General features: G+C 68.9%; 8 protein-coding genes. 3 read left to right on the top strand and 5 right to left on the bottom strand.

Annotated features, from left to right (window positions below; genetic code table 11):
- Window positions 1-8 precede the first annotated feature (8 nt).
- The 4 genes from E7V67_007530 to E7V67_007515 form a co-directional block, all read right to left on the bottom strand.
- Window positions 9-1,202 (bottom strand): DUF418 domain-containing protein, encoded by a 1,194-nt coding sequence (locus E7V67_007530; protein ID WUR14952.1) that lies wholly within the window; start codon window positions 1,200-1,202, stop codon window positions 9-11.
- Between the two features lie 80 nt (window positions 1,203-1,282).
- A complete protein-coding gene (locus E7V67_007525) occupies window positions 1,283-3,223 on the bottom strand; it encodes a helicase-related protein (protein WUR14951.1) in 1,941 nt (646 codons plus the stop codon).
- 113 nt (window positions 3,224-3,336) lie between these two features.
- Window positions 3,337-6,195 carry a PAS domain S-box protein gene (locus tag E7V67_007520; protein WUR14950.1) on the bottom strand — a complete coding sequence of 953 codons (2,859 nt, stop codon included), beginning with the start codon at window positions 6,193-6,195 and terminating at the stop codon, window positions 3,337-3,339.
- A gap of 178 nt (window positions 6,196-6,373) precedes the next feature.
- A complete protein-coding gene (locus tag E7V67_007515) occupies window positions 6,374-7,615 on the bottom strand; it encodes an MFS transporter (protein ID WUR14949.1) in 1,242 nt (413 codons plus the stop codon).
- A 248-nt stretch (window positions 7,616-7,863) separates the two neighbouring features.
- Between E7V67_007515 and E7V67_007510 the strand changes: the two genes are divergently transcribed.
- From E7V67_007510 to E7V67_007500, 3 genes are read left to right on the top strand one after another with little or no spacing between them, the layout of a single operon-like run.
- Window positions 7,864-8,292, top strand: a complete 429-nt coding sequence (locus E7V67_007510; GenBank protein ID WUR14948.1) for a hypothetical protein — start codon at window positions 7,864-7,866, stop codon at window positions 8,290-8,292.
- Window positions 8,293-9,762 (top strand): ATPase domain-containing protein, encoded by a 1,470-nt coding sequence (locus E7V67_007505; protein WUR14947.1) that lies wholly within the window; start codon window positions 8,293-8,295, stop codon window positions 9,760-9,762.
- Between the two features lie 6 nt (window positions 9,763-9,768).
- Entirely contained in the window at window positions 9,769-11,064 is a 1,296-nt protein-coding gene (locus E7V67_007500) for a hybrid sensor histidine kinase/response regulator (GenBank protein ID WUR14946.1), read from the top strand.
- A gap of 82 nt (window positions 11,065-11,146) precedes the next feature.
- Here E7V67_007500 and E7V67_007495 read toward each other — a convergent pair whose 3' ends face one another.
- A complete protein-coding gene (locus tag E7V67_007495) occupies window positions 11,147-13,390 on the bottom strand; it encodes a xanthine dehydrogenase family protein molybdopterin-binding subunit (GenBank protein ID WUR14945.1) in 2,244 nt (747 codons plus the stop codon).
- Between the last annotated feature and the right edge of the window lie 9 nt (window positions 13,391-13,399).

Genomic DNA, 13,399 nt, shown 5'->3' with positions numbered 1-13,399 from the left:
GGTCCGCATCAGGTACGCGGTGCCGCCACGGCTGCCGCTGGCGCGCCGATCCACGTGACGCGATGCCACAGCGCCTCCAGTGGCCCCTGCCGATAATGGCGCAGCCACCAGGCGCACAGGGCGCCCTGCAGCAGTGCCAGGGCGATGCCGATCAGCAGGCACATCGTCGCCCCCGTGGTCCGGTACAGGCCGAATCCATAGCCGTAGTACAAAGCGGTGCCGACCAGGGACTGCAGCACATAGCCGGTCAGGCTCATCCGGCCCAGCGGCGCGAACGCCCGCAGCAGCCGGGCCGCGGCGGCAGCGTGGAAGGCCAGCGCGAACAGGGCCACGAGCACCACCATGAACGCCAGCTTCATCCACGACGCCGCCATCACGGCAACGGGACGGCGCACCCCCTCGGCAGGCAGCCATGCGCCCAGCTGGTCGTTGAGCGCATATAAGGGCACGAAGGCCAGCACGGCCAGCAGCAGGGCCCGGCGCCAGAATGCGCGGTTCTCGTCGGACAACGTGAAGCGGCCGCGCCGCGCCGCCAGCATGCCCAGCATGAACAGCGCGGGAATCTGGAACAGCCGGCCGGTTTCCCAGCTCCAGCGGACCACGCCCTCCTTGCCATTGGTGAGATTGCCATGCCAGACGTCGAACAGCGTGCCATTGGCCAGATAGTCGTTCGCCCTGCCGAAGTAGGCCCAGGAAGCCGGGTCCGGCAAGGTCGCGGCCGGCGCCGGCAGCGCCTGCAGCAGCGCCACCCAGGCATGCGGTTGCAGCAGCAACAGCAGTGCGATAGCCAGCACTGCGCCATCGCGCAGGCGTGCCACCGGCAGCAGCGCCAGCGCCAGCACGGCGTACAGCGTCAGGATGTCGCCCTGGTAGAACAGCGAGTTGCACAGGCCGAACGCCAGCAACAGCAGCATGCGCCAGACGAAGCGCGGCCGGAAATCCTCGCCACGCGCAGCGCGGGCGCTGAACTGCAAGTGGAACGTGACGCCGAACAGCAGCGCGAAGATCGCATACGACTTGCCGCCGAACAGGAAGAACGCGCTGTCCCAGACGTAGCGGTCCAGGCCATTCAGCCAGGCTGGCTGGCCGGCGGGCATGTGCATCAGGTCGAAGTGCTCGATATTGTGCAACAACATGATCGACGCGATGGCGTAGCCGCGCAGGGCATCCACCAGGTCGAGGCGGGCAGCGCTCGGGCTCATGGGGTCTCCAGGTCTTTATTCTCCTGAAAACGTTATCACAGATCATGGTGCCGTGCCCGGCGCTGGCGGCGGCCGCTCCGTCAGCGTCGGCGCGGCTGGCGCCGGCGGGCCGACGCGTTCTGGTCCTGCAGCATCGAATCGACCCGCTCGGACGCCTCGCGCGACAGCTGCTGGGCCAGTTCCACGTCCGGGAAATACTCCGGCAGGCGGTAGCCCAGCCACGCATAGGCCGAATACATGCGGCAGGTATCCTCCACTTCCTGCAAGCTCATGTGGTACAGCATGTGCTCGTCCGGCTTCAGGCGCGTGACGCGCTTTTTCGACAGCGACACGGCCCAGTGCTCCCATGCGCTCTGCAACGCCATCACCTTGGTCGCGACGGGCACCAGCGACAGCGTGAACTTCTCGGCCACCGTCAGCGGCAGCGTATCGAGCCATTCGGCGCGGTCCTTCTGGTCTTCCGTGATGCGCGGGTAGAAGAAGCCATCCGGCACGTCGATATTGTGGATGAAGCGCTTCAACAGCTTCGCCAGCGACGTCTCGCCCGTGACGGCGGCAATCCGGTGCAGGTGCTCCAGCGTGGGCGCGACGGAAAAGCCGCTGGTGTTCAGCGGGGTCGGCTTTTCCTTCAACAGCGAGCGCATCACTTCGTGCGTTTCCGGGTCCATGCCGGCCACCAGCCCTTCCTCGTGGATGCCATAGCGGCCGGCCCGGCCGGCGATCTGGCGCGCCAGTGCGGCGGGGATTTCCTCTTCCTCGTAGCCGTTGAACTTGACCGTGGACGTCATCACGATGCGGGCGATCGGCATGTTCAGGCCCATCGCGATGGCGTCCGTGCCGACCACGATGTCGGCGCTGCCGTCGCGGAAGCGCTGCGCCTGGGCGCGCCGCACTTCCGGCGACAGGTTGCCGTACACGGTCGCCACCGAGTGGCCCTGCTCGGCCACCATGTCGCGCCACATCAGCACATCGCGGCGCGAGAACGCGATCAGCGCGTCGCCCGGCCGCAGGTTCTTCACCTTGCGCACCGACGATGGCTCCATCGCCAGCGGTCCCTTGCGCTTCAGTACGTGCACCTCGAGCGGACATTCCAGCCGCTCGGCCAGCGCCTCGATGGCACGCCTTGCTTCCGGCGCGCCCACCAGATAGACCGTGCGGGCCGGCGCGCCGCATACGGCAGCCGTCCAGGCGGCGCCGCGATCGCGGTCGGCCAGCATCTGGATCTCGTCGATGACCGCCACGTCCACGGCCGTGCGGGTGTCCAGCATCTCGACGGTGCTGGCCACGTGCGTGGCGCCCTCGGCGATGCGGCGTTCCTCGCCCGTGACAAGGCTGACGGCCAGCGGCTTGCCGTGCTGCGTCACCTCCAGCAGGCGCTCGTAGTTTTCCAGCGCCAGCAGGCGCAGCGGCGCCAGGTAGACGCCGCTGGGGGCCTTGGCGAGCGCTTCCATCGCCTTGTGCGTCTTGCCGGAATTGGTCGGGCCCAGCAGCGCGATGAATTTGCGCGGCATGCGCCGCGCCACGTCGAACGAGGCCGGATATTCGGCCAGGTTGATGCTTTGCCGGGTACGCTCGGCATGCTGCTCCTCGCGCTGGCGCTCCAGCGCGTGGCCCAGGCGCTGGCGGATGCGGTCGAACACGACCCCGGCCGGCTCGGAGGTCTGCAGGTCCGCCAGCGTGTGCAGGAAATCCATCGGCCGCAGGCCGAACTCGTCGCACTCCTCGATCATCTCGACCACGAAGGCGCGCACGCTGTCGTCCAGTTCGCGCAATGCGCGCTCGTTCGAGCGCTCGCCGATCAGCTGGGCGCGCGCCTCGCGCTCCAGCTTGCGCCACTTGGACGGCTTGGCCAGCACGCCGTGGGCGGGTACCAGGGAATACGGCACGACCAGGCCGGCTTCGGTGACGCTGCCGTCGAAGCGCAGGAACACGCGGCCTTCCATCTTGACGAGGGCGATGCCGCGTGCGGGCAGTCCCAGTTCATTGATCAGGTCGTCATCGTCGTCGTGCTGTGCGGTCATGGGCTCGGGTCGTCAAAAAAACGGCCCGAGTATAGCGCGGCGGGTGGCGGATGGGGCGTTCGGCTCGGCGGACCGCCGGGCTCCTGGCGGCATGGCCGAGACCCATGGTGTCGTCACATCAGATGCTCGCCAATCATCCGCTCCATCTCATGCCCCTCCAGCGGCGTGCTGAGCAGGTTGCCCTGGGCCGAGTCGCAGCCGTGGCTGCGCACCGAGGCCAGTTCGGCCGCGGTCTCGACACCTTCGGCGCACACCTGGATGTTCAGGCCGTGCGCCACGCCGACGATGGCGGCCAGCATCGAGTTCGCCGGTGCGCCCGACAGCGACTCGCGCACCAGTGCGCGGCTGGGCTTGACGACATCGAGCGGGTAGCGCGACAGGGACGACAAGGCCGTCAGTTCCGTGCCGAAATTGTCCAGCGCCAGCCGTACCCCGCTGCTTTTCAGCTGGCGCAGGAATACCTCGGGCGACTTCGGGTCGAGCAAGAGGCTCTCGCGCAGTTCGAGCTGCAGCCGCGCGCACGGCAGGCCCGTCTCCTGCAGCACCCGCCGCAATACGGGCAGGAAGCGCGGATGCTTCAGCTGGCGCGACGACACGTTCAGGGTCAACGGCGCGTCGAAACCGGCGCGCAGCCAGCCGCGGTACTCGCTGCAGGCCGTGTGCAGCGTCCACTCGCCGATGGGCAGCATCAGCCCGGCGTTTTCCGCGTCCTGGATGAATTCGGCCGCGGCCAGCAGGCCACGCTGCGGGTGACGCCAGCGCAGCAAGGTCTCGACGCCCGTGATGCGGCCCGTGCGCACGTCGAACTGGGGCTGGTAGTGCAGGCACAGCTCGTCTTCCCGCAATGCCCGCAGCAGTTCCTGCTCCAGCCGCAGCGCCGCGCGCACCGCCGCGCCCATTTCGTCGCGGTAGCGCTGGTAGTTGTAGCGGCCGCGGTGCTTGGCCTCGTACAAGGCCAGGTCGGCCAGTTTCATCAGCGCCTCCCCGTCGCGCGCGTCGTTCGGATACAGCGCGATGCCGATGCTGGCGCCGCTGTGGGCTTCCTGGCCTTCCAGCACGTAGGGCCGGCTGAGCTCGTCGACGAGCTTCTCGGCCAGCGCGCCCGCCGCCGCCGGGTCGGCCAGGTGCGTCTGGATCACGACGAACTCGTCGCCGCCGAGGCGTGCCGCCAGGTCGGTGGCGCGGATATGCGACGTGATGCGCCCGGCCACGGCCTGCAGCAGCAGGTCGCCCACATGGTGGCCCATGCTGTCGTTGATCGACTTGAAACGGTCCAGGTCCAAGAGGTGCAGCGCCACCATGTGCTCGTCGCGCCGGGCATAGGCCAGCGCGTCGCGCAGGCGGTCGTTGAACTGGGCCCGATTGGCCAGGCCGGTCAGCGGGTCGTGGTTGGCCAGGTGGTAGGACTGCTCCATCGCGCGGCGCAGGTCCTCCTGGGCCTTCTTGCGCTCCGTGATGTCCTCGACGATGGCGATGGTGTACTGCGGCTGGCCGTCCTGGCGCGGCAGCGACATCGTCACCTTGACCCACAGGAACGACTGGTCCTTGCGCAGGTAGCGCTTCTCCAGCACATACTGGCTGATAGCCCCCGCGCGCAACTGGCCGAACATCTGCATCGTCTGTTCCAGGTCGGTCGGGTGGGTCAGGTCCAGCAGCGACTTGCCGGTCAGTTCCTCGCGCCGGTAGCCCAGCATGTCGAGCAGCTTGGTGTTGACGTTCTGGATGCGGCAGTCGAGCGAGGCCTCGAAGATGCCCAGCGGCGCGTTCTCGAAGGTGGCGCGAAAGCGCTCCTCGCTGCGCCGCACGGCCTCCTCGGCGTGGCGGTGTTCGGAGATGTCCTCGAACACGCCGATCGCGTATTCCGGCCGTCCGCCCTCGTCCAGGAGCACCCCGGCGGTAATGCGCACCCAGAACGCGCTGCCGTCCTTGCGGCGCATATGGCGCTCGCGGCAGACGGTACCGACCTCGCCGTGGAACAGCTTGCGCATCAGTTCGGCGGTGGTCGGGGCTTCCTCCGGAATTGAAAGGTTCAGGTAGGAAAACCCCGCCAGCTCCTCGGGCGCATAGCCGGACATCTCGACGAACTTGCGGTTGGCAAACGTCAGCCGTCCTTCCAGGTCGGACAGCACGATGCCGACCGGCGCGTATTCGTACAGCAGGCGCGCCCGGCTCTCGCTCTGGCGCAAGGCTTCCTGCTCGGCCTTGCGGCGCGAGATATCCTGTATCAGCAGGCTGGTGAGCTGGCGGCCTGCGCCCTCCTGCCACTGGCTGGATGTGACGCTGCCCTGGAACCGGCTGCCGTCCTTGCGGATGAACGTCAGCTCCGCCGTCGCCTCGCCCGTGCGGGCGCGCTCGTGGCAGGCCGGCTCGACGCGGGGATCGGACATGTCGACGATATCGTCGCGCTGGCGGCGCACGAATTCCTGCTCGGTATAGCCGAATAGGTGGCAGGCGGCCGGGTTGACGGACAGGATCTGCCCTTCCAGCGACGCCAGCACGATGGCATCGTTGCTGTGCTCGAACAGGGCGCGGAAACGCGCCTCGCTTTCGCGCAGCGCGGCCTCGGCCGCCCTGGTCGCGCTGATGTCGCGCGTCAGCTTGACGAAGCCACGCGGGTGGCCGGCGCGATCGCGCAGGGTGCTGATATGAATGGCCGCGCAAAAGCGCGAGCCGTCCGCACGCAGGTGCTCGCCCTCGGCCTGGAAGCTGCCGTCGCGGGCGGCCGCCGCCAGGGCCTGGGCCGGCTTGCCGGCGGCCCGGTCCTCCGGCGTGTAAAAGATGGAAAAATGCTTGCCAAGGATCTCTTGCGCAGCATAGCCCTTCAGCTGCTCGGCGCCTTCGTTCCAGCTGCGGATGAAGCCCCTGGTATCGAGGATGTACAGCGCGTAGTCACGCAACTGGTTCAGGAAAGGCCCCAGCAGGCCCGCATAACGGTCCAGCTGCCAGTCTCGCGGATCATGCATCATGTCCATACGTCCCCTGCCGCGCCACGCGATCTCGGCGGGCCAGTGCCCGCCGCCTTTCAGGATGCAATCGTATCGTGCTGATCGTACTCGCAAGCCCGTGCGCCGTCACGCGTATTGCCGGCCGCGCTCGTTTCTTTCATGCTTGGAGCGCTCCGGGCCGGCCGAAGTTCCCCGGCTGCCGCGTTTATTTGCAGGCAGGTGCCAGCGCTGGCGCCGCCACGGCGCGCCGCTCCAGCGCCAGCGACACGGCCAGCACGGCAATGCCGCCCAGCGCCAGCACGGCGCCCACCAGCCCCGTCGAGGTCAGGCCCAGGCCGGCCGCGATGGCCAGGCCGCCGGCCCAGGCGCCCAGTGCATTGGCGATATTGAAGGCGGAGTGGTTCAGCGCGGCGGCCACGGTCTGGGCGTCGCCGGCCACGTCCATCAGCCGCGTCTGCACGGCGGGCACGACGGCGATGCCGGTGCCGATCAGGAACAGGTTCAGGCCGGCCAGCCACAGGTGCGCGCTGGTCCAGCTGAAACAGGCCAGCGCCAGCGCGTTCCACACCAGCACGCCGCAGATCGTGGCGGTGCGCGAGCGGTCGGCCAGCCAGCCGCCCACCAGGTTGCCCACCGTCATGCCGACGCCCATCAGGCCCAGCAGCACGGAAATGGCCAGCGGCGACGCATGGGTAATCTGCTGTAACGTCGGCGTCACATAGGTGTACAGCGCGAACAGGCCGCCGAAGCCGATCGCCACCATCAGCAGGGTCAGCCACACCTGCAGCCGGCGGAACACGCCCAGCTCGCCGCGCGGGCTGGCATTGCCCGCCGCGATCGGCGGCAGGAACACGGCCACCAGCGCCGCCGTCAGCAGGCCGAGGGCTCCGACGATGACGAACGCGGAGCGCCAGCCCAGCACCTGGCCCAGCCAGGTCGCCAGCGGCACGCCGACGATATTGGCGACGGTCAGGCCCAGCATGACGCGCGACACGGCCTGGGCGCGCTTGTCGGCCGTGACGAGCGCGGCGGCCACCAGCGCGGCCACGCCGAAGTAGGCGCCGTGCGGAATGCCGGCCACGAAACGGGCGGCGATCAGGAGGCCCGGCGTGGGCGCCAGCGCGCCGAGGAAATTGCCGACGGCGAACATCAGCATCAGGCAGACCAGCATCAGGCGGCGCGGCATGCGCGCCAGGAAGATCGTGATCAACGGCGCGCCGACGACGACGCCCAGCGCGTACGCGCTGATCATGTGGCCCATCGCCGGCAGCGTGGTGCCCAGGTCCTGGGCGACCAGCGGCAGGATGCTCATCGAGGCGAATTCGCCGGTGCCGATGGCCAGGCCGCCGACGGCCAGCGCCAGTTCGGCCAGGCCGGCGCCGCGCGGCGCGATGATGGTGGGAAGCGTGGCGGAAAGATGCGGATCGGAAGGGACGGATGCGGACATGACACGGAGCCCGGTTGATGGGGCCGCTAAAAATGAAGCCGGGCAGGATAGCACGCGCTGCCATTTCCTGCAGAGACCGTGCGGCCCGCAGCTTTCGTTTGCTAAATTGCACGGTCGATGCCACCATGACGGTAGCCGCATGCCCGCGGCGCTGCGCAGCAGTAGCGCCGCGCTTCCGGCCGGCCGCTATAATGGCGCCGGACAGCGGCATGGCCGCTCTAGCAAACTTTCCACACCGATCAGCATGCATGGATAATAAAGATGACAAGCGCCAGCAACTGATCCACGCGATGCTGGCGCAGCCCGACGGCGGCGCCGCGGCCGGGATCGCGGATCACCACCTGCTGCCATGGCGCGCACTGGCGCAGCACCTGAGCCCCCTGATCGGCGACAGCGGCCTGGCCGCCCTGTATGGCCGTACCGCCCGCCTGCTGGCGGGACGCTATGGCTGGCTGACCGCCGGCCCTTCCTCGCCCCCGCTGGACACACTGTTCCAGACACTGAGCGGGGACTTGCGCGGGGTCGAGCCCGCGCTTGCCGTAGAGGCGAACACCGCCCTGCTGCTGACCTTCACCGGACTGCTGTCCGACCTGATCGGCGCGGCGTTGACGACGAGGCTACTGGACGCTGCCTGGAACGGCGCGCAGACACAAAAGAATGCAGGGGAGCAGAAGTAAATGACCGACAAAGTAAGCTTGGGAATGCTGGCAACCGGCGTGCCGGGACTGGACACACTGCTCGGCGGCGGCCTGGGCGAGTATTCCTTCAACCTCATCGCCGGCGCTCCCGGCAGCGGCAAGACCACCCTGGCGCACCAGATCATGTTCACGCTGGCGAGCCCGGAGCGGCGCGCGCTGTTCTTTACCGTTCTGGGCGAGCCGCCGCTGAAGATGCTGCGCTACCAGCAGCAGTACGATTTCTTCGACCTGGACAAGGTCGGCAGCGCGATCCGCTACGTCAACCTGGCCGAGGACCTGCGCGCCGGCGATTTCTCCGGCGTGCTCGAGCGCATCATGCGCGAGGTCGAGGATTTCTCGCCCAGCCTGGTGTTCGTCGACTCGTTCCGCTCGGTGGCGCAGACCGCCCGCGCCGGCAGCGAGGGCGTGGCCGACCTGCAGCACTTCATCCAGGAGCTGGGCACGCGCATGACGAGCTGGCAGGCCACCAGCTTCCTGATCGGCGAGTATGCCCACGTCGATGCCGAGGCCAACCCGATCATGACGGTGGCCGACGGCGTGTTCTCGCTGTCGCAGTCGCAACAGGACAACTCGATCGTGCGCAAGATCCGCATCGTCAAGATGCGCGGCCAGGCCCACATGGCGGGCACGCACACCTTCCGCATGGGCAACGACGGCCTGCGCATCTTCCCGCGCCTGCTGCCGCCGCTGGCCGAGGACCGCCACGAAGGCGCTGCGGTCGACCGCGACAAGCGCCGCATCTCGTCCGGCGTGCCGTCGCTGGACATCCTGCTGCACGGCGGCATCCCGGAAGGCCATTCGGTGCTGGTGGCCGGGCCGTCCGGTTCCGGCAAGACGATCCTGGGCACGCAATTCCTGGCCGAGGGCGTGCGCCAGGGCGAGAAAGGCGTGGCCGCGTATTTCGAAAAAGGCACGTCGCGCCTGCGCAATGCCGCGCTGGCCGACATGGTGCAGGCCGGCCATGTGACGGTGGTCGAAAGCCGCTCGCTCGACCTGTCCGTCGACGAGCTGCTGCACGAGCTGATGGACGCCATCGCCAGGACCGGCGCCAAGCGCGTCGTGCTCGATTCGCTGTCCGAGGTGCTGCTGTACCTGGCGCCGGAGTTCCGTCGCGAGTTTCGCCTGTCGGTGTTCCGCATCCTGTCCAGCCTGGCGAAAGTGGGCGTCACCGTGCTCGTCACGCTGGGCATGGAGGACCGTTTCACCGAGCTGCGCTTCTCCGAGGCGGAGGTGTCGTTCCTGACCGACGGCATCATCGCCATGCGCTACGTCGAGATGGAAGGCGAGCTGCGCAAGGTGATCGCCGTCGTCAAGATGCGCGGCGTGTCGCACAGCCACGCGCTGCGGACGTTCCGCATCACGGACGACGGCATCGAGGTGGACGCGACCCGCGTGCATTTCGACGGCCTGCTGTCCGGCCGTCCCTCGGCGCAGCAAGGCGACTTCTAGGCACCGATGGCGGACCTCGATCAGCCGGATACCGACGACGCGACGCTGCGCGAAGCGCAATTGCGCGCCGCGCTGGTCGAGGCCCGTTCCGAGAACGCCCAGCTGCGCGAGGCCAACGCCCACCTCGTCATGGCCACGGTCAACGCGCAAAGCCTGCAGGACGAGGCCGAGGCCGCCAACCGCCGCCAGAACGAGTTCCTGGCCATGCTGGCGCACGAGCTGCGCAATCCATTGGCGCCGATCAGCATGGCGGCCGCCATGCTGGAACGCATGCCGCAGCTGACACCCGAACTGGCCGCCTTGCGCGGCGTGATCAGCCGCCAGGTCGAGCACATGGCGCGCCTGCTGGACGACCTGCTCGACGCGGCCCGCATCAGCAGCGGCAAGATCAACCTGACCATCGCGCCGCTGGCGCTGGGCGACGTCGTCGAACGGGCCTTGGAGACGGTGCAGCCGCGCATCGCCGAACGGCGCCAGCAACTGCGTGTCGCCCTGCACGATCCCGCCCTGGCGCTGGACGGCGACCGGGTGCGCCTGACCCAGGTGCTGTCGAACCTGCTGGGCAACGCCTCCAAGTACACCCAGGATGGCGGCACCATCGCGCTGCGCTCGGAAGCCTGCGAACTGGGCGTGCGCCTGGTGGTCAGCGACGACGGCACCGGCATCGACCCGGCCGTGCTGCCGCATATCTTCGACCTGTTCACGCAGGGCCCGCGCTCGCTGGCGCGTTCCGAGGGCGGCCTGGGCGTCGGCCTGAACGTCGTGCGCAACCTCGTCCAGATGCATGGCGGCACGGTGCAGGCGTACAGCGACGGTGTCGGGCTGGGCAGCCGTTTCACGCTCGAGCTGCCGGCCGGCGCGGCCGGCGCGGCACCGGCCGCCGTGCCCACGGTCGAGAGCCTCGCGCATGGCGCCTCCCGGGTGCTGCTGATCGAGGACAACGTGGACGTGTGCGACACGCTGAAAAGCTTCCTGATGCTGGACCAGTATGCGGTCACGGCCGCCTACGACGGCCGCGGAGGCCTGGCGCTGGCGCTGGCGGAGGACTTCGACGTGCTGATCTGCGATATCGGCCTGCCGCAACTGGACGGGCTGGAGGTGATCGCGCGCTTGCGCGCGCAGGAACATGAACAGCCGCGCGGGCGGCGCCTGTTCGCCATCGCGCTGTCCGGCTACGGCCAGCTGGAGGACCGTGCGCGCGCGCTGGCGGCCGGGTTCGACGAATACCTCGTCAAGCCGGTGCGGCCGGACAGCTTGCTGGCGCTGGTGGCGGCAGCGTGCAAGGGTCTTGGTGCCGTCTAGCAGGCCGGCACCGCTGCGCAGGCGAGGAGCGGGGCTCCTCGAAACCCCTGCTGCGCTCCCCGCACGGGGACAGACCCCAACATCACGCTTTTTTGAGCACTGAAGCCACTGGCAGCTTGCGCAGCCGCTGCCCCGTCGCGGCGAAGATGGCGTTCGACAGCGCCGGCGCGATACCGGCCGTGCCGGGCTCGCCGATGCCGCCCGGCTCGTCGCGGCTGTTGACGATGTGGACCTCGATGGTCGGCGACTCGTTCATCCGCATCATGCGGTAGTCGCCGAAGTTGGACTGCTTGACGCGGCCGCGCTCCAGCGTGATCTCGCCCCACAGCGCCGCCGTCAGGCCGAACACGATGCCGCCTTCCATCTGCGCCACGATGCCGTCCGGGTTGATCGCCTGGCCGCAATCGAGCGCGCACACCACCCGGTGCACCCGCACGTCGCCATCCGGCCCCACCGACACCTCGGCGATCTGCGCCATGTAGCTGCCGAACGCGAACTGCGCCGACACGCCCCTGCCCACCTTGCGGCCGGCCACCGCTTGCATGGGCGTCGTCCAGCCGGCCTTCTCGGCCGCCAGGTTCAGTACCGCCAGCAGGCGCGGCGACTTGTCCAGCAGCGCGCGGCGATACGCCACCGGGTCCTGCTTCGCGGCATGCGCCAGTTCGTCGATGAAGCTCTCCACCACGAACACGTTGTGGGTCGGCCCCACGCCGCGCCAGAACGCCGTCGGCAGCGGCGGTTCGTGGCGCATGTACTCCACGCGCAGCCCCGGAATCGAATACTGCAGGTCGGCCGCGCCCTCGACCGCGTCCGGGTCGACGCCGTTCTTCACTGCCGGCGGCGCGAAGCGCGCCATCACGGACGATCCCGTTACGCGGTGGAACCACGCCAGCGGCATGCCCTTCTCGTCCAGCCGGGCGGCCAGCCGGTCCATGTAGTAGGGCCGGTACATGTCGTGCTGGATGTCCTCCTCGCGGGTCCAGACGAACTTCACCGGCCCCGGCTTGGCCAGCAGTTTGGCGAAGGCCACCGCCTGCGTCACGTAATCGACTTCCAGCCGGCGGCCGAAGCCGCCGCCCAGGTAGAAGTTGTGCACCCTGACCTGCTCCAGCGGCAGCCCGGTCAGTTGCGCCGCCGCGCCCTGCGCCAGGCTGGGCACCTGGGTGCCGCAATACAGGTCGCAGCCATCCGCGCGCAGGTCGACCAGGCAGTTCATCGGCTCCATCGTCGCATGCGCCAGGAATGGCATCTCGTACACCGCCTCGATCTTGCGCCCGCCTCCCTTGCCCAATGCCTTCAGCGCATCGCCCTTGTCGGTGGCGACGGCGCCGGTCTTGCGCGACGCGTTCATCATCTCGGTGACGATCGACGCCGTCGACAGGTTGGCGTGCTCGCCGTCGTCCCATTGCGGCGCGGCCGCCGCCAGGCCCTGCCTGGCGGCCCACATATGGTCGGCCACGATGGCCACCGCATTGTCGATCTTCAGCACCTGGCGCACGCCCTTGACGGCCAGCGCCTTCTGCTCGTCCACGCTTCTCAGCTTGCCGCCAACCACCGGCGCCGCCGCCACCGTGGCGATCGCCATCCCGGGCAGTTTGGCGTCGATGCCGAACAGCGCGCTGCCGTCCAGCTTCGGCGGCGAGTCGAGCCGGGCGTGCTTCTTGCCGATCAGGGTGTAGGTGGCCGGGTCCTTCAACGCCACCGTCCTGGGCGCCGGCAGCTTTGCCGCCGCGTCCACCAGCTCGCCGAAATGGGCGGTGCGCCGGGTGGCGGCATGCGTGACCGCGCCGTTGGCCACCGCCAGCTGTTCCGGCGCCACGTTCCACTGCTGCGCCGCGGCCTGTATCAGCACGTGGCGCGCGGCCGCACCCGCCTCGCGCAGTGGCTTCCAGGCGCCGCGCACCGAGGTGGAGCCGCCCGTGACCTGGCCGCCCAGCAGCGGATCGCTGTACAGGTTGTTGTCCGCCGGCGCATGCTCCAGCTTCACCTTGGCCAGGTCCACGCCCAGCTCCTCGGCGATCAGCATCGGGATCGCCGTGTAGGTGCCCTGCCCCATCTCGACCTTGTGCATGACCAGGGTGACGAGGCCATCGCGGCCGATGCGGATGAAGGCGTTCGGCGCCAGGCCCGGCGCCCGGTCCGAGACCGCGGTGGCGGCCTGGCCGACGGCCTTCTCGGACGGCGGCTCCTTGCGATCCGATTCCTTGCGCTCGCAGCCGGGCAGCAGGAAGCTCACCAACAGGCCGCCGCCCGCGGCCGCGCCCACGCGCAGGAAGCGGCGGCGCGCCGCCGACGTCATGCCGTCCACGTCTTTCATATAACCCATGGCGTCTCC

This window comes from [Empedobacter] haloabium (assembly GCA_008011715.2).
GTDB lineage: Bacteria > Pseudomonadota > Gammaproteobacteria > Burkholderiales > Burkholderiaceae_D > Rugamonas > Rugamonas haloabia.
Note: the sequence above shows the minus strand (reverse complement) of the source record. Positions and strands in the feature narration are given on the sequence as shown.

Excerpts from the sequence above, each read along its gene's own strand:
- E7V67_007530 (WUR14952.1), bottom strand. The coding sequence starts at position 1,202 with ATGAGCCCGAGCGCTGCCCGCCTCGACCTGGTGGATGCCCTGCGCGGC.
- E7V67_007525 (WUR14951.1), bottom strand. The coding sequence starts at position 3,223 with ATGACCGCACAGCACGACGACGATGACGACCTGATCAATGAACTGGGA.
- E7V67_007520 (WUR14950.1), bottom strand. The coding sequence starts at position 6,195 with ATGGACATGATGCATGATCCGCGAGACTGGCAGCTGGACCGTTATGCG.
- E7V67_007515 (WUR14949.1), bottom strand. The coding sequence starts at position 7,615 with ATGTCCGCATCCGTCCCTTCCGATCCGCATCTTTCCGCCACGCTTCCC.
- E7V67_007510 (WUR14948.1), top strand. The coding sequence starts at position 7,864 with ATGGATAATAAAGATGACAAGCGCCAGCAACTGATCCACGCGATGCTG.
- E7V67_007505 (WUR14947.1), top strand. The coding sequence starts at position 8,293 with ATGACCGACAAAGTAAGCTTGGGAATGCTGGCAACCGGCGTGCCGGGA.
- E7V67_007500 (WUR14946.1), top strand. The coding sequence starts at position 9,769 with ATGGCGGACCTCGATCAGCCGGATACCGACGACGCGACGCTGCGCGAA.
- E7V67_007495 (WUR14945.1), bottom strand. The coding sequence starts at position 13,390 with ATGGGTTATATGAAAGACGTGGACGGCATGACGTCGGCGGCGCGCCGC.